Source organism: Solibacillus sp. (assembly GCF_040273735.1).
Lineage (GTDB): Bacteria > Bacillota > Bacilli > Bacillales_A > Planococcaceae > Solibacillus.
In genome coordinates this window covers 25,979-42,395 of the sequence record NZ_JBELZM010000024.1, presented here as the reverse complement: position 1 = coordinate 42,395, position 16,417 = coordinate 25,979, and the positions used below count along the sequence as shown (strand labels likewise).

General features: G+C 37.8%; 15 protein-coding genes. 4 read left to right on the top strand and 11 right to left on the bottom strand.

The window, feature by feature from the left end:
* A partial coding sequence (locus ABS917_RS17570; protein ID WP_350480207.1) for an NRDE family protein occupies positions 1 to 363 on the top strand: 363 nt, incomplete at its 5' end.
* Positions 364 to 660: 297 nt separating this feature from the next.
* Here the strand turns inward: ABS917_RS17570 and ABS917_RS17565 are convergent.
* From ABS917_RS17565 to ABS917_RS17555, 3 genes are all read right to left on the bottom strand, one after another.
* Positions 661 to 2,232, bottom strand: a complete 1,572-nt coding sequence (locus ABS917_RS17565) for a peptide chain release factor 3 (protein ID WP_350480206.1) — start codon at positions 2,230 to 2,232, stop codon at positions 661 to 663.
* Positions 2,233 to 2,298: 66 nt separating this feature from the next.
* Positions 2,299 to 2,859 (bottom strand): VanZ family protein, encoded by a 561-nt coding sequence (locus ABS917_RS17560; protein ID WP_350480205.1) that lies wholly within the window; start codon positions 2,857 to 2,859, stop codon positions 2,299 to 2,301.
* Between the two features lie 76 nt (positions 2,860 to 2,935).
* A complete protein-coding gene (locus tag ABS917_RS17555) occupies positions 2,936 to 4,405 on the bottom strand; it encodes a UDP-N-acetylmuramoyl-L-alanyl-D-glutamate--2,6-diaminopimelate ligase (RefSeq protein ID WP_350480204.1) in 1,470 nt (489 codons plus the stop codon).
* Positions 4,406 to 4,761: 356 nt separating this feature from the next.
* Here ABS917_RS17555 and ABS917_RS17550 point away from each other — a divergent pair, with 356 nt between their 5' ends.
* On the top strand, positions 4,762 to 6,339 hold the full coding sequence (locus tag ABS917_RS17550) for an ATP-binding protein (RefSeq protein WP_350480203.1): 1,578 nt from the start codon (positions 4,762 to 4,764) through the stop codon (positions 6,337 to 6,339).
* A gap of 48 nt (positions 6,340 to 6,387) precedes the next feature.
* Here the strand turns inward: ABS917_RS17550 and ABS917_RS17545 are convergent, their stop codons facing one another.
* Positions 6,388 to 7,776, bottom strand: a complete 1,389-nt coding sequence (locus ABS917_RS17545; protein WP_350480202.1) for an aldehyde dehydrogenase — start codon at positions 7,774 to 7,776, stop codon at positions 6,388 to 6,390.
* Between the two features lie 330 nt (positions 7,777 to 8,106).
* On the opposite strand from ABS917_RS17545, the gene ABS917_RS17540 reads away from it, so the two are divergent.
* Together ABS917_RS17540 and ABS917_RS17535 are read left to right on the top strand one after the other, a co-directional pair.
* A complete protein-coding gene (locus ABS917_RS17540) occupies positions 8,107 to 8,259 on the top strand; it encodes a hypothetical protein (RefSeq protein WP_008403534.1) in 153 nt (50 codons plus the stop codon).
* Between the two features lie 186 nt (positions 8,260 to 8,445).
* On the top strand, positions 8,446 to 8,874 hold the full coding sequence (locus ABS917_RS17535) for a hypothetical protein (protein WP_350480201.1): 429 nt from the start codon (positions 8,446 to 8,448) through the stop codon (positions 8,872 to 8,874).
* Positions 8,875 to 9,002: 128 nt separating this feature from the next.
* Here ABS917_RS17535 and ABS917_RS17530 read toward each other — a convergent pair whose 3' ends face one another.
* The 7 genes from ABS917_RS17530 to ABS917_RS17500 form a co-directional block, all read right to left on the bottom strand.
* Positions 9,003 to 9,824, bottom strand: a complete 822-nt coding sequence (locus ABS917_RS17530) for an EfeM/EfeO family lipoprotein (protein WP_350480200.1) — start codon at positions 9,822 to 9,824, stop codon at positions 9,003 to 9,005.
* 6 nt (positions 9,825 to 9,830) lie between these two features.
* A complete protein-coding gene (gene srtB / locus ABS917_RS17525; RefSeq protein ID WP_350480199.1) occupies positions 9,831 to 10,520 on the bottom strand; it encodes a class B sortase in 690 nt (229 codons plus the stop codon).
* A gap of 1 nt (position 10,521) precedes the next feature.
* The gene (locus ABS917_RS17520; RefSeq protein ID WP_350480198.1) at positions 10,522 to 11,292 is read right to left on the bottom strand and encodes an ABC transporter ATP-binding protein; all 771 of its coding nucleotides are present in this window, start codon (positions 11,290 to 11,292) and stop codon (positions 10,522 to 10,524) included.
* Positions 11,293 to 11,300: 8 nt separating this feature from the next.
* Complete coding sequence (locus tag ABS917_RS17515) at positions 11,301 to 12,254, bottom strand: FecCD family ABC transporter permease (RefSeq protein WP_350480197.1); 954 nt, start codon at positions 12,252 to 12,254, stop codon at positions 11,301 to 11,303.
* 138 nt (positions 12,255 to 12,392) lie between these two features.
* On the bottom strand, positions 12,393 to 13,298 hold the full coding sequence (gene isdE / locus ABS917_RS17510; protein WP_350480196.1) for a heme ABC transporter substrate-binding protein IsdE: 906 nt from the start codon (positions 13,296 to 13,298) through the stop codon (positions 12,393 to 12,395).
* 205 nt (positions 13,299 to 13,503) lie between these two features.
* Positions 13,504 to 15,327 carry an S-layer homology domain-containing protein gene (locus tag ABS917_RS17505; protein ID WP_350480195.1) on the bottom strand — a complete coding sequence of 608 codons (1,824 nt, stop codon included), beginning with the start codon at positions 15,325 to 15,327 and terminating at the stop codon, positions 13,504 to 13,506.
* Between the two features lie 20 nt (positions 15,328 to 15,347).
* The gene (locus ABS917_RS17500) at positions 15,348 to 16,118 is read right to left on the bottom strand and encodes an NEAT domain-containing protein (RefSeq protein WP_350480194.1); all 771 of its coding nucleotides are present in this window, start codon (positions 16,116 to 16,118) and stop codon (positions 15,348 to 15,350) included.
* Between the last annotated feature and the right edge of the window lie 299 nt (positions 16,119 to 16,417).

Sequence of the window (16,417 nt, the reverse complement as noted above, 5' to 3'; positions counted from 1 at the left end):
ATTATAGAAAGCGGAATTTACGGTGTAAGTAACGCTACTTTCAATACACCATGGCCAAAAGTAAATTCAGCGAAGACCGTCCTGGAACATACAGTAAATAACGAAGCAGTCAAAGTGAACACCTTAATTTCGCTATTGGCAAATGACGAAATCGCACTAGATGAAGTATTGCCAAATACTGGTGTAGGTATCCATCTGGAACGGTCCTTATCAGCACAATTTGTAAAACTTCCTAATTACGGCACTCGCTGCTCGACAGCCATTGTTTTCCACAATAATGGGGAGATTGATTTTCTTGAACGGACATATGAAGACGGGAAATATAAATTTGACCGGTCTTACCGTATAGATGCGGGAGAATGAATGGATTTCAGAGAGCTGAGGCTGGAGAGGAGTTCTACTTTTCAGGTGAATCGTTCTACTTTTTCACCTGAAATATCCTCTTTTAAAGACTGGCGTTCTACTTTCTCTCGATTTCGTTCCACATTCCTGTAAAAACATTCTACTTTCGCTCAGAATAGTTCTAATTTTCCCGCTTACCTTTCTATTTTTCAGCCTAATACTTTTAATAAACGTCCTGCTCACGATGCCTACCTTCTCTCAAAACGCAAAAAACCCCGGCATTTTTTCAAAGAAAATCGCCGGGGCTTTAATATTGGATTATAACAAGCTGTATAATTGAATATTTTCGTTTTTCTCAGAGAACCAACGCATCGCAAACTCGTTTTCGAATAAGAATACTTTATTATCGAAACGGTCTTTAACAAGCATAGAACGTTGAGAATGCATAGAATCTTTTACATCTTCTTCGTTCTCAATCCAACGTGCAATTTTGCTGCCAATCGGCTGCATGATTACTTCTACATTGTATTCGTTAATCATTCGGTGCTGGAATACTTCAAACTGTAATTGACCAACCGCACCAAGGATGACTTCTTCAGTATGCATTGTTTTGAAATACTGAATTGCGCCTTCTTGCACTAATTGCAGAACGCCTTTTTGGAATTGCTTCCCTTTCATTACGTTTTTCGCCGAAACTTTCATGAAAATTTCAGGTGTGAATTGAGGTAATTTTTCAAAGTTGAATGTTTTCTTACCTCCGACCACTGTATCCCCAATTTGATACGTACCTGTATCATACAGACCAATAATGTCACCGGCAACAGCTTCATTTACTGTTTCACGATCATCTGCAAGGAACTGTGTTGACTGTGTCACTTTGAAAGATTTACCTGTACGTGAAAGTGTCATGTTCATTCCACGCTCAAATTTGCCTGATACGATACGCACAAATGCGATACGGTCGCGGTGTGCAGGGTTCATATTTGCTTGAATTTTAAAAATGAAACCAGAAAACTCACCATAATCTACAGGATCGATAAATTGCTCATCTTCCGTAATACGAGGCTGAGGAATCGGTGCAAATTTTAAATACGTATCAAGGAATGTTTGAACACCGAAGTTTGTTAATGCCGAACCGAAGAACACCGGTGTCAATTCACCACGTGCAATTTTATCTTCCGAATACTCATTTCCAGCTTCATTCAGAAGTTCGATATCGTCGATAGCCTGTGAATAGTACGATGTTTTTTTCATATCGTTATCAACTGCTAAATGCCCTTCTTCATCAAGCGGTAAGTAGCGGTCACCTTCTTCTACACGGAACTGCTCGATACGTTTGTTGTAACGATCGTAAATTCCAAGGAATTCTTTACCCATACCGATCGGCCAGTTCATTGGATATGCATTAATACCAAGCACTTCTTCCAACTCTTCAATAAGCTCTAGTGGTTCTTTACCTTGACGATCCAACTTGTTGATAAATGTAAAAATCGGAATACCACGCATTTTACAAACTTTGAATAGCTTTAATGTTTGGGCTTCGATCCCTTTAGCCGCATCGACTACCATGACAGCCGAGTCTACAGCCATTAACGTACGGTACGTATCTTCCGAGAAGTCTTGGTGTCCAGGTGTATCCAGAATGTTTACACGGCAGTCTGAATAATCGAACTGCATAACAGAAGAGGTAACCGAAATCCCACGCTGTTTCTCGATTTCCATCCAGTCAGATGTCGCAAACTTTCCTGACTTCTTCCCCTTTACTGTTCCTGCGTCACGAATCGCACCACCGAATAATAGTAGCTTTTCTGTAATCGTCGTTTTACCAGCATCCGGGTGACTGATGATGGCGAATGTACGACGCGATAATATATCTTGTTCTAAAGTCATTAATTTCGTCTCCTTTTTTCATACTTTCTTATTTTAAAAGACAACAGTCATCTGTTACAACCTTTTTTACTTTGGCATGCTCATTTTACGTAATCTCCGGAATATTTTGAAGAGCATAAAACCGATTACAACGGCGATTGCATTTAATAATACATCATCGACATCAATACTACGACCAATAAAATATTGTGTTCCCTCAATAAATAACGGAATGGTAAATGCAACGATATGCATGATGCGCCATCCTCTGAATTTTTTCCATAACAGCGGAATAAAGAAACCGAAAGGAATAAATAAAATAATATTGCCAGCCAAATTATAAAATGCGATATTTGCCAATGGTCCATTCAATTGGTCATAATACAGCATAATTGTTTGTAATGGGGTGAAATTGCTGCGCACATATGCGGTCGAAGTATCAAAAATGATCTGTCCATTCGAGATTTGGAAATTTGGGATAATCGTTTGTGAAAAAATACTGACACTGTAAAAGAAAAATACGAGCATCATCAATTCGCGCCGCGCACTTCTTGTTTTATTTTTCATATAGAACATTCGCAATATGCAATAAATCGGGAAACTCACAGTGCAATACGCAATCATACTAAGTAAAAATGAATGGATCATTTTTGTCACCTCCAAAAAAATCCACCGCTAACGCTATTACGTTAACACGGTGGATTTGAAAAAATTATAGCATAATCTATACAAATTTTAACTTTCCAGCTTCAATCGCAATTTTCGCATCACTATGCGGATATTTCGTATTTTCGATAATTTGGTAGTCCTCATGACCTTTACCTGCGAAAATAATTATATCACCAGGATTTGCAACACTTACCGCATGTCTAACAGCTTCTGCACGGTCACCGATACAGGCATAATTTTTATGTTTCATACCTTTTGCCAAATCACCCGTAATACTGTCAAATTCCTCATAGCGCGGATCATCCGTCGTCAAGATAACATAATCTGCAACAGATGCTTTTTCCGCCATCGTCGGACGTTTCGATTTATCGCGTCCGCCACCTGTACCAACAAGGAAAATCAGTTTATTTTCCGGTTTTTTATATGGCATTGCCGCATTGATCGCTTTTTCAATTGCATCCGGTGTATGCGCATAGTCGATGAACATTTGAATCGGTAAATCCGAATCTACTTTTTCCATTCGCCCTTTTACCGGCGGCAGCATTTCAATTTGTTCAATAATGACATCAATCGGGAAACCGCGAGCATAGAACACGGCTGTTGCTGCAAGGACATTGTAAATATTAAATTCACCAAGTAAATGCATCGATACCGGGAATGTACCCTCCGGTGTTTCCATATCAAATTGAGTCATTCCATTTTCATAATTGCAGTTCACTGCACGGAAAATCGCATTATTATGCAATCCGTAAGTCCAAATTGGATATGGTGTCATTTCAGCATAGCGCTCGGACCATGAATCATCAGCATTTAAAACGACATGCTTGTTCTTCTCCAAGTCTTGTCCAAGCTGAGAAAACAGCAAACCTTTTGTGTTGCCGTAGTTTTCCATCGTACCGTGGAAATCTAAATGGTCATGCGTTAAATTTGTAAATACCGCCACATCATAGTCAACACCGGCTAAACGGCCTAATGCTAAACCGTGTGATGAAACTTCCATAACCATTGCACGACAGCCTTCGCTTTTCGCACGGAAAATCATCTGTTGTGTATTTAATGAATCACTTGTCGTATTTGCCGATTCATATAGCACTCCATTTAAATTAAAACCGATTGTTCCTGACAATGCCGATTTTTCGCCAAGTCCGATTAATATATTGTGGATAATCCCAGATACACTTGTTTTCCCGTTTGTACCTGTTACCCCGATCATCATAATATCCTTCGAAGGATAATCAAAAAACTTTGCTGCTAAAATGCCAAGTGTACGTGTCGTATTTTTTACGATTACTTGTGCAATTTCACCATCTAATTGTAATAGACGTTCTGTAACGATTACAGTTGCACCTGCATCAACGGCCTTTTGAGCATAATCATGCCCGTCCACCGTAAAACCTTTTATACAAATAAATAAACTGTTTGGCTGTACACTGCGCGAGTCAATCGCAATATCGGTAATCAGTTTCGGTAATTGACCTACAACTTTTTTTTGCATCAGTGTACTTAAAAGTTCTTCTGCATACATAATTCTTTCCCCCACAATTGCAATATAATTGCGAATGATAATTTTCTTCTATGTACTAATCATCATACTGTGCATAGATTGAAATTTCCACGCTTTTCATTAACTGTAATGTTTCCGTATAAAATAAACATGTTTGCAAAATAAGGACTTTGGACATATAATACATAAGTTCTTTTTTCTCTTTATTGACTCAATATACAGAATTTAAGAACTAAAATTTTCTTAAAATAAAGACTCCGCTTTGTTCACTTATTTTATTTATTTATACGATATATCTATCATATCAAAATTCGCCATTTATCGACATCATGAATTACTGTATCATTATAGTTAATATTACTTATCCGAGGTGTTTTATGCAGCAACATGAAATTCTGAATAAGCGAAATTTGCTTATGGTTATTACTTATTGTTTCTCAACGCTTATTTTTACTACTGTTATTGTTACACAGCTGTTCAAGCATCCTTATTCATTTTTAGTTATCAGCATTGGAAGTTGCATTATTCTCATCGCTTTGTATTATTTAAAAACGCCTCCAAAAGTGCTTCAAATTATATTGATTTGTACATGGCATATGATTGTATTCTTTTTTAACTATCAAAATGTAAATATAATTTCGTTTTATACTTTTATCTGGGTTATAGCGATTTTAACCATTTACCGTTCCTTTATTATATCTTTCATCAATATTGTACTTGTGTTCATTGAAATTTTTATTTTAGATAAATTATCAATGATACCTTATCATAGTTTTAAATCAGAAGATCATCTTTTACTTTTCAGCTTTTTAATTACAGTCTTCATCATGAGTATTGGTCAAAGTTTTTTAATAAAACAAATTTGGTTAAAGCTAGAGAAAAATGCAAGCGACCGTGAATATTATTTGAATTCAAAGCATGCATATTTACATTTGTTTTTCGAACAGGCTAATGATGCAATTGCTGTATTTGATTTGGAGGACCGTGTTATTGCGGTCAACCCTGCATTCGAGAAATTGTATGGTTGGTCTAAGGAGGAAGCATTGGGGCGTGTTTTACCGCTCATTCCCCCGGAAAATGAAGAAGAGTCAATGCAAAGGAAAGTAGATTTGTTGCTCGGAAAAAAATATCGACTGCATGAAACGACCGATATGAGAAAGGACGGCACTTTTTTTGATGCACAAATTTCGTTGTCGCCTATATTGAGTCCGCATGGTGAGATTATCGGATCGTCTGTAATTTCGCGGGACATTTCCTATATTAAAGAAAATGAAAATCTGATTTTACAATCGGAAAAATTAAAGCTTGTCGGAGAGCTTGCTGCTGGTGTTGCCCATGAAATACGCAATCCGATGACGGTCATTTCCGGCTATGTTCAAATGATGAATGAAGATCCTGATTCACCTTACTATGAGTATACAAAGCTCATTCAAAATGAAACAGAGCGAATCGAATTAATTTTATCGGAGTTTCTTGTATTATCTAAACCTCAAGCAAACCAGTATGCGCCAATTAATTTGGCGGAAGCCCTATCGGAAGTCGTCCAGTTTCTTCAATATGAGTTTCAATCAAAAGCGATTTCCTTGAAAATTATTAACGGATTTTTGAACATTACAATTTTAGGAAACAAAAACCAACTGAAACAAGTATTTATAAATTTATTTAAAAATGCGATTGAAGCGATTAATGAAGATGGTTCTATTACATTACAAGTATGCAAAAGTAAAGATGAGAAGGAAATTTATATCCAAATTATTGACACTGGATGCGGTATCCCGCCAAATGTACTCGATCGGATGTTTGAACCTTTCTATACGACGAAAACAAATGGAACAGGGCTCGGCATGATGATTATCAATAAAATTGTACAAGATCATCAAGGATCCATCCAAATTAAAAGCAAGCAGCATGTCGGGACTGAAATATTATTAACATTCCCGATAATGACAGAATAATAGAAGAAGGCTTTCCTGATTTCACTGTTCGGGAAAGCCTTCTTTTTCTTATTTCATAATTGTTCGAACAAGTTTCACTTTTTGTTTATACGGCGGATATAGCAAACTATTTGCCAGTTTATTAGAACGATGCATAATCGATTTCGGGTGTGTGAAGTTTTCGAAACTTGCTTTCCCGTGGTATGCCTTTACACCTGAAGGCCCCACTCCGCCAAACGGTAAGTGAGTATTGCCGACATGTGTAATCACATCATTTATACAGCCCCCGCCAAACGGAAGCTCTTCTAGAAAGTATGCAATGGCTTTTTCATTTTCCGAGAACAAATAAGCACTTAATGGTTTCGGTAATTGACGAATTTCATGGATCGCTTTTGGTAAATTCTCATATGTCATAACCGGTAAAATCGGTCCAAACAGTTCATCTTCCATGGAAGGTCGATCCCACGTAATATTTTCCAGTACTGTCGGTTCCATATATAAATCTTCACGGTCTGTGCGTCCACCAAATGTGACAGTATCCCGTTCTTTATCTAGGATAGTCTGCAGGCGGTCGAATTGGCGTTCATTTATAATACGCCCGTAGTCCGGACTTTGCTGTGGATCATTACTATAAAAGTCTTTAATTGCTTTCTTAAGGAGACGCGTAAATTTTTTCGCAACGCTTGTATGGACAAGAACATAATCAGGCGCCACACATGTTTGGCCTGTATTATTGAATTTCCCCCACACTATCCGTTTTGCCGCTACATCCAAATCTGCTGTTTGGTCGACAATTGCAGGACTCTTTCCGCCCAATTCCAATGCAATTGGTGTAAGTCGCTCTGCTGCTGCTTTTGCAACAACCTTTCCAACCGCCACACTTCCCGTAAAGAATATATAATCAAAAGATGCGTGAATTAGTGCCGTCACTTCATCCTTTTCTCCTTCTACAACACGTACATATTCAGGAGAGAATACTTCCTCCAGAATTTTTTTTACAATAAATGCTGTATTTTCAGCTGATTCCGATGGTTTTACGATTGCCGTATTCCCTCCGATAATCGCCCCGATCAATGGCTCCATAATCAGTTGGAATGGATAGTTGAATGGTCCGATAATTAATGTCACTCCATATGGTTCACGTACAACATAGCTTTTTGCAGGCTGGAAATGGAGCGGGGTTTTGACAGGCTGCGGTTCCATCCAGCTATTTATATTTTTTAAAAAATAGGAAATACTATCATAAACAATACCGATTTCTGTTGTGAATGCTTCAAACTCGCTTTTTCTTAAATCCAATGCCAAAGCTTCTATTACTTGTTCTTCATATTTTTTTATTGTTTCCTTTAATTTTACGAGCTGCTCTTTACGAAATTCTACATCTTTTGTAGCGCCCGTAAAATAAAAAGCGCGTTGATTCTCAATCATTTGTTCAACATCATTTGCAGTAAAATTCATTTTTTTCATCCTTCCCAAAATTAATATCCGTGACCTATACAGAAATCCAGCTTCATTCATCATCAGCTAAAAAAAATAATCATTTTTATTGAATGAAGATAAATGTATGCATAAATTATAGCTGTTCACACATATTAACTATAGTAATAACTACTACAAAGTTAAAAAAATATCCTGCTAAAAAAGGAGGCTTCATGATTAAATTGTCTTAATTTTTATAGAAATGTTTATAAATAAAGACATATGGGAATTTCATAACTAAATAAATAATCAATTAATAATCGAACATAATAAGTAATGTAAAACAATCGTACAAGGAGGCTATATAAAATGATTATTACTGAAACTTGGTGGGGCGAGATTTTTTCGGGGCCATTATCTATTGGATTAAACGAACAGAAAGTAAAACAACTTGAGGATGAATCATTTTTATACTTTGACGAATTTGTTGCTACTATTCCTAATGAAGAACAAAATACTTAATTTTTAAAAGGACTGTCACAATTGACAGTCCTTTTTAGTATTTTTTTGTGGCATAATGACTATATAATAGTGATTATCAAGCTAAGTTCATAGGAGGTTATCCTTATTTTAAATAAATTACTGAAATCTATGTTAATCGCCTTACTTATTTTTGTTTGCGCCGTTTCAGTACAATATATTATAAAAATGAAGAATTCCGATCAGGAAGAAACAATCATTGAAGCAAAGGCATCGATGACTCAGGAGCAATTAAAAACTCACACTATGCTGATGTTGACTGAAATCGTGCTGAAACAGTTTGTCGAAAATCTTATGCTGAATATCGAAATTATACCGGTTGACGACAAACAAAGTGTTATCGTCTCCCTTCAGGCGTCAGAATTTCTAAGTGAAACTACATTATTGAAGGATAGTTATAACTTACTCAAGGAAATCCAGCATGTGGAAGAGATAAATAATATTACATTAAAGTGGTTTATTCCTGTAAAAAATAAAAATACGGAAATTTTAACTGTCACTTTTGATGATGAGGCATTAATTGCTTTCAATGAAATTTCGTATAAAGACATACCTAAATCAGCCACTCAATATATAAAACATGAGCATATGGATTAAAAAATTCCTTTATATAAAAAGCGGTTCAAACTTTACGTGTCGTAAAATTTGAACCGCTTTATTTTTTGGTTTTATCTTTCCCTTTTATGGCGGATGGTTTCCACCTGATTAGAGCGGAATTTATCGCGTTATTTAATCGAATCATTCATTTGCTGTAGGGCCTTTTCTACATTTGTCACTGCTGTAATGAGTTCCTGTTCTTGTTTTGTCGTAAAGATATTATAGTTCACGTAATCTTCTTTTCCCACTTCGTAATACGCTACCATTTCGTTTAATGCTGTAATTGCTTTCAATGCAGCATCCGCACTTTCAGTTGAAACACGTGGTACAAACACTTCCATTAAATCTTCGGCTGCTTCTGTTTGCGCTTTCACGGCATATACTTCATTTCCGGCAACGCTCGGTGAAGTTAAGCGGGTATTTGCCATTCCCTGAAACATATTCGCTGCTGAAGCAAGTACATTATTTTCCGATACATCCATTGTCGCAAAATCCGCTTGAAGTGATTTTACATTGGCAACAAGTTCATCAGCTATTTTTTTATACCCTGCTGTCTTCTTTTCAGCAAATAATCCATAAGCTATACGTTGAAAGCCTGCTGTTTCAGTTTCTTTTCCTTCAATAAGGTTGCCGTTTATTTTTCCGTCAAGCTCCTGGAAACTCGGAGCTAGCGGCTGTAGTCGTTCATAATACATCGTTGCTAACGGATATAGCTTCTGTGCATCTTGCAGCTTACCTTCTTTAATAGCACTCGCTAAAAGCTCGGTATCTGTTACAAAGCTATCCATTTGCCCTGCTAAAAGCGATTTAAACTGCTCTGCTTCCGCACTAACATCAATCGTTGCTTCCTGCTGTTCCACAGGCTCTGCTACTTGTTCTTCTTTTTGCCCACATGCTGCCAATACAGAAACAGCAAGTAAAGCAGTCATTAATTTTTTACTGTTTTTCATCATACTTCACCTCTTATTTTCTAGTTCGACTACTTTTGCATGTACGACGAAACGCTCTTTGTCATTTTGTGATGTCGTGCATGTCGACAACGTAACAATTTTATCGGAAGGCGTTACGTGAACTGGCAACTTTATATCAGAACGCTGCTGTATTTCCTCTAAAAACTGCGTATATGTGTAGTCTGTAAATTGTGTTTCAATATAATAAAAGTCGGTCGTTGTTTCATAGGCTGCAAACACATGCAATGCATAGCGCTTGTCATTTGTTTCATAGTAAAAAACAGGATGGGCTTCTGCATATGCCTGATCGTTAAATTTAGGCAAATCTCCGAACATCGTACCATTGCGTAAAACATGACCGTAAAAAATCGTATGCCGGTCTTCCATTGCCTCATTACGAAAATCGGCAAATATGCTCCCTCCCCGACTTTTTTCGTCCAAATAATTATGAGTCAGATAAAATTCATTATTATTTCTTTGCAAAACAGGATTATTTAGACGGGTATTCTCCAGTGTGATCCAGCCGATAATATGACCGTTTTGCTGTTGAAGTGCGGCAAGCTCACTTTGTTCGACAATTTGCTGAGCATTCTCAAGCTCTTTTTCCACTTTCCCATAGCTGAAAAAATAACGGATTATAATCCCCGCGCAAATAATCATCACGATGCTACTTACAATTCGGACAATTTTTCTCATATTAAATACTTAACGGCATCATATATAACCCGAGCTGCTCATCTTCATGAAACACGGATTTGACCCCGTATACTTCCTTGATTACTTCTTTTGTAATAACATCGCGGGGAGCACCTTCTGCAATAATTTTACCGGCTTTCATCAAAATAATATGGTCACTGTAACGGATCGACTGATTAATGTCGTGCAGCACCATCACAATTGTCAAACCGTACTGTTCGTTTAACTGCTTTACGAGCTCCAGCAGTTCAAGCTGATAGTATATATCCAAGTACGTTGTCGGCTCGTCCAGACACAGTATTTCCGACTTTTGTGCCAGCGCCAATGCGATCCATACCCGCTGGCGTTCCCCACCGGAAAGTGCGGATAAATCATGTTTCCGTTTTTCAAGCAGATTCGTACAAGTAAGCGCCCATGTAACGGCCTCCTCATCTTCTTCCGCTGTCTTTTTGAATAATGAAGTATGCGGCATCCTTCCGTACATCACAAGCTTCTCCACCGTTAAATCTGAAGGAATATCGTTTTGCTGATAAACAATCGCCAATTTCTTAGCAAAATCTTTCGGCTTATATTCCACCAAATCCCGATTTTCGAGCGTTGCCTGACCTTCGAGCGGTTTGTTGTTTCGCGACATGACACTTAGCAATGTGGATTTCCCGCAGCCATTCGGTCCTATAATTGTCGTCACTTTCCCTTTTGGAATAGCGGTCGATACTGCATTTAAATGACGGGTCGTTCCGTCATGGGAAACGACTACTTGCTTAATTTCCATATTGGTTGTCACTCTTTTCTAAGTAGGAATATGAGGAATGGTCCTCCGATTATGGCCATAATCGTTGATGCCGGTACTTCCATCGGGCTGAACATTGTACGTCCAAGTGTATCCGCCAATAAAATAATAAATGCGCCGAGTAGTGCCGTAAATGGAATTAACACTTTATGATCATAACCGACAAGTCGACGTGCGATATGCGGCACTAAAATTCCGACAAATGAAATGACCCCTGCCACTACTACAGATGCAGCAGCCAGCATTACGGCAACCGTCGCAATGAGCATACGTGCACCTGTTACATTAAAACCGACACTTTTTGCGGTTTTATCGGACAACACGAGTACATTGCAGGAAGCGTATAAAATAAAAGCAAAAATTAAACCGATTGAGCCATATGTAACAATCAACGATACATCATCCCAAGTTTTTAAGGAAAGGTTTGACGTAATCGCACCTGTTGCCGATGCACCAAAGCTAATCATCGCTTCCGTAAGCCCTGAGAACACGGCATTGATTGCAATCCCGACCAAAATTAACTTTAATGGATTCAGCCCTGACTTCCAGGAAAGCAGGAAAACGAAGAAACATGCGAGCGCTCCTCCGATAAATGCTGCAAATGGAGTGAAGAAAAATAGTGTCGGTAAGAAGCTTACGATAAATAATTTTGTAAACGCGGCTCCCGCGGATATTCCGATAAAGCCGGCATCCGCTAATGGATTTCGCATAATTGCCTGCAATAATACACCGGCAACCGAAAGTGCAGCTCCAGCAAATATCGCAACGATAATCCTTGGAAAACGCAAATCCTTAATCGCTGCCATATCCGCATTCTCGGCATTGAAGAAATTCGTTATAAAGTCGATAAATGACATCTGTATACTGCCTGTTGTCGCTGCGTAAATAATTGTTATAACAAGCAATACAGTGACAGCGATAAAGCTAAAAATTTTTTTGGTCACAGAAAACATCCTTTATATGCTGAAAAGCAAAACCTCCCTCAAGACTTTGCCTTTCCAACATTGTTATTGATAACGAGAACGGGGAGTTTATGTCCCGCTGATCCCCTTAGCCCTGCTTAATTCTAGAAGGCAAGGTTCTTATGGATAAAATATTTCTACTAACTCATTGAGTGCTTCCGGTACATTCAATGCTGCTGTCGTACCAAATAGTTCTTCCTCTAAATCATATACCTGTCCATTTTTCACCGCATTAAAATGTTTCCATACATCATTTTTTTCAAATTCCTCATCGAACATTTTAATAACTTCATCCGGCATACCGTGCGATAAACGTAAAATAACATCCGGGTTTGATGAATATAAATGCTCTGTATTGGACGGCAAGTATTCTGCATCCTGGCCAGCCATAACGTTTTCACCGCCTGCAAGACGTACTAAATCACCCGCATATGAATTTTCCGTCGCCACTAAATAACTGCCAGGCACTCCAAGTAAAATGAGTACTCGCGGCTTTTCTTCGTTACTTGCTGCAACCTCTACCGCATCAATTTCAGCCTGCAGTTCATCATTTAAAGCCTTTGCCTTATCCACACGGTTGTAGCGTTCACCAAGTGCTGTAATTTCGCCCATCATCGACTCAATACCTGTTAAATCAACAAAATCGACTGGAATTTTCAATTGTTCAAATTTATTCTTTAAATCGTATTCCAATGTTGAAACAGACAATACTTCAGTTGGATTGAGCGATTTGATAATTTCCGCATCCGGATCCATTGCATTCCCGATATTCGGCAGATCATCAAAACGAGCCGGCAAATCCTTTACCGTATCTGGAATTGCGACCGCATCAAGATTAAGTTTATCCAATATTTGTGCAATGACAACCGTTCCCGCAATAATACGATGATCATCTTCAACTGCCGAAGCCTGTTCTGATGAAGTATTGTCATCGCCGGTATTGGATGATTCTTCTTTCTGTTCACTATTTCCGCATCCCGCAAGTACCGCCATACTCAGTGCGAGACCGATTAACCACTTCTTCATTTGTTTTCCTCCTAGCTGCTTAAACTGAAGTAAAATTTCATCCCGTACTAGATGGAAGTTTAGTTCAATTTAAGCGTAGCGTCTCAACTGCCCTTGCTTAAAAATAGGATTGGGGCTGTATTGAAAGCCTGAGCTTTAAACACAACCCTACCTAAAACAGTATTAGCAACGGCTGTTTGTTATAAGCCATTTACGTTTCATTGAATTATTTCTTTAAACCGTCCACAACAGTTAATGTATTGTTTAAGATTTTTGCCATTTGAGAGCGTGTTAGTTTGTTTTCCGGATTGAATTTCCCCTCAAAACCAGAGATAATACCTAATTTATTTAATTCAGAAATTGCTTTTGATGCTTCCACTTCTTTTGGCATATCAGAGAATTTTGCTGCTTCGCCAGATGCTTTATAGCCATTTTTTTCTAATAGACGGTAAATCATTAAAGCTGCTTGTTTACGAGTAATATCTTGTCCAGGTGCGAATGTAGTAGCTGTTTTACCGTTAATAATTCCGTAACCGTTTAATGCATTGATTGCTGTTTTTGTTTCAGCATCGTATTTTGCGATGTCAGAGAAGTTCGCTTTTGCCGGTACATCCAGTTTTAATGCTCGATTTAACATTAACGCAAATTGAGAGCGCTTTAAGTTGTTGCCTGGATTGAATTTTTCTGCAGCGATGAAAATTCCTTTGTTGTAAAGGTTAATGATTGCATCTCTGTTGCCGTTGTTTGCGATATCTTTAAATGGCACTGTTGTTGAGTTCTTTTCAGCAAACTTCATTTGGAAGTCATGTGAAGTTTCATATAGTACCGTCCCATTAAGAACTACTTTTAAATCAGCAGTTGCAGTATAGATTTCTTCTAAATCTTTTACTGATAACGTATAAATTTTTACTGTATTATTGCCAACTTTTTCTTCTGATTTTAATGCAACTGTTGCGCCTTCAACATTAAAGCCTAATAAGTGTTGACCTTCAGGGAATGTTAATTCTACATCATAGCCCCCTTCAGTTGTCGTCACTGTTACTTCATCGTCCAAATATTTGTTATGCATAATAGACAATTCCTGAGTTCCGTTCTTTAATGCTGTAACAGTCATCTTTACAGATTCAACTGGTGCAGGTTTTTCTTCAGCTTTTGGTAACTCCAGGTCAGCTGTTTCGACAGCAATACCGAATGGATACCACTTATCCATGTTGGCAGCTGGAACAACAACATGCACACCTGCATTCGTTAATGCACCAATTGATTCAAGATCAAATTCAAATACTTGCGGATCTCCAGTAACTGAACCAGCTACTAATGACGCATCTTTATCGTTAGCTTTAAAACCGGCAACCATTGCATTTGAATCTTTAGAAATTGTTACTTGTAATTTATATTTACCGTCTGCAACAACTAATTTTGCATCAGAAGAAATATGACGTAACATTGCTGAATAGTTACCAGCATTTGTTTCTGGGTGGTATGCATCGATTACTACATCGTATGTACCATTCGCTACTGACTCAAAAGTTTTACCAGGTGTATAAACTTTCTCTTCTTTAACTTCTTCAACTGGTTTTGTTGTTTCCGTTACTTCTTTAATTGATTTTGCGTCTGGTGTTAACGTAACTTTATAATCAACCGGATCTTTACCAACGAAAGTAATTGTCATATTTAAAGTAGCTTCTACAGGAGCATAATCAGCTGTTACTGGAATATTAATGTGCTTTTTCCCGTTATATTCAGCCATTGCGGGTTGTCCTGCTACTGTTACGCTATTTACCATTGCTAATACCGCATCTGATAATTCAATATTGATAAATTGCTGACCGTTATGTTCAACTAATTTACCTGTAGTTGGGATAAAACGTTTTAGTGCATCATCCGCATCAACTTTAAAATCAATCGTCTTTGATGCTGTTGGTGTTGCCGCTTCTGTTGCCTTTGTTTCTGTAGTTGTGTCAGCAGATACTGCCATTGCTGGTACGATTGCTGATGTAGCAAGCAGTGATGCTAATACTGCTTTAGTTGCTTTTGATTTGTTAGCCATTCTTTATTTCCCCTGTCTGTTTATATAGTTTTTGTTTTCTTTGTACGAATGAATACAACAGCTGCTATGATAAATAAAATAACTGCCATTAAAGGTAACTCATCGCTCGTCTCCGGATTTTCTACTGCCTCAGTATCTTCAGCTTGCTTCGTTTCAGATGCAATTTCTTCATCTGATTTTGTAGAATCATCTGTCTTTGTCGTTTCTGTTGTCGCTTGCTGTTCGGATGAGTCCGTATTCTGCTTTTCAGTTGATGGTGCTGGTGTATTTGAAGAAGTATTACTTCCTGACGACTTTGTCGGTGTTTCCTTAGGTGCCGGGGTTGTTTTTGCAGGTTCCTGCTTTACAGGTTCTTTAGGTTCCTCGACTTTTGCTTCAGGCAACCCACCGCTATTAAATACAAAATCTACACTATAGCTATGATGGTAATCGATATCATCAATGTCGATTTTCATCGCTATAGTCACTAAATTTGCATTGGAAACAGGAAATTGAACTGTGCGCTGGTCTGCAGATGAGCTGATTACTTTGGCTCCGCCTGGAGGATTAAATTGTGTAACCCAGCTACTGTTTTTAATCGTAAGCTGCATTGTCATTTTTCCGTTGTTTACAATTAATTTGGCTGGCTTTAAAAAATAGTCATTCGCCATTGATGCCGAATTGCTCCCAGGTTTATTTACTTGATAACTAACATCATATGTACCATCAGCAATCGCTGCAGATGAATTAATCGGTAAAGTAAACGCTACCAAAAGAAGAGCAGCAAAAAATATGAAGAAACTTTTTCTCACACCATTTCTCCTCCTTTTCTATATATTTCAATTTCTAATAGAGAATATTTCTCAATACCACTATATAGCATGCCATAAAATTACCTGTTTCTCAATTGATAATATTCTCATTTACAATAAATTTGCTTCTTTTGATGGCAATCTTCATTAATTTGTCGGATTTTCAGCGTAACAAGGATATTCCATTCCATATATCCCTAATAAAAAGTACATTGTGTTAGAATGCATCGTGAAGTGCAGGCAATATAAATGTTGGGGTTACACCGACATTTAGGATTCGAGCGATTTCCATTATTAGA

What these genes read in the sequence shown, in the direction of transcription:
- ABS917_RS17565 (WP_350480206.1), bottom strand. Translation starts at nt 2,232, where the DNA reads ATGACTTTAGAACAAGATATATTATCGCGTCGTACATTCGCCATCATC.
- ABS917_RS17560 (WP_350480205.1), bottom strand. Translation starts at nt 2,859, where the DNA reads ATGATCCATTCATTTTTACTTAGTATGATTGCGTATTGCACTGTGAGT.
- ABS917_RS17555 (WP_350480204.1), bottom strand. Translation starts at nt 4,405, where the DNA reads ATGTATGCAGAAGAACTTTTAAGTACACTGATGCAAAAAAAAGTTGTA.
- ABS917_RS17550 (WP_350480203.1), top strand. Translation starts at nt 4,762, where the DNA reads ATGCAGCAACATGAAATTCTGAATAAGCGAAATTTGCTTATGGTTATT.
- ABS917_RS17545 (WP_350480202.1), bottom strand. Translation starts at nt 7,776, where the DNA reads ATGAATTTTACTGCAAATGATGTTGAACAAATGATTGAGAATCAACGC.
- ABS917_RS17540 (WP_008403534.1), top strand. Translation starts at nt 8,107, where the DNA reads ATGATTATTACTGAAACTTGGTGGGGCGAGATTTTTTCGGGGCCATTA.
- ABS917_RS17535 (WP_350480201.1), top strand. Translation starts at nt 8,446, where the DNA reads ATGAAGAATTCCGATCAGGAAGAAACAATCATTGAAGCAAAGGCATCG.
- ABS917_RS17530 (WP_350480200.1), bottom strand. Translation starts at nt 9,824, where the DNA reads ATGAAAAACAGTAAAAAATTAATGACTGCTTTACTTGCTGTTTCTGTA.
- srtB (WP_350480199.1), bottom strand. Translation starts at nt 10,520, where the DNA reads ATGAGAAAAATTGTCCGAATTGTAAGTAGCATCGTGATGATTATTTGC.
- ABS917_RS17520 (WP_350480198.1), bottom strand. Translation starts at nt 11,292, where the DNA reads ATGGAAATTAAGCAAGTAGTCGTTTCCCATGACGGAACGACCCGTCAT.
- isdE (WP_350480196.1), bottom strand. Translation starts at nt 13,298, where the DNA reads ATGAAGAAGTGGTTAATCGGTCTCGCACTGAGTATGGCGGTACTTGCG.
- ABS917_RS17505 (WP_350480195.1), bottom strand. Translation starts at nt 15,327, where the DNA reads ATGGCTAACAAATCAAAAGCAACTAAAGCAGTATTAGCATCACTGCTT.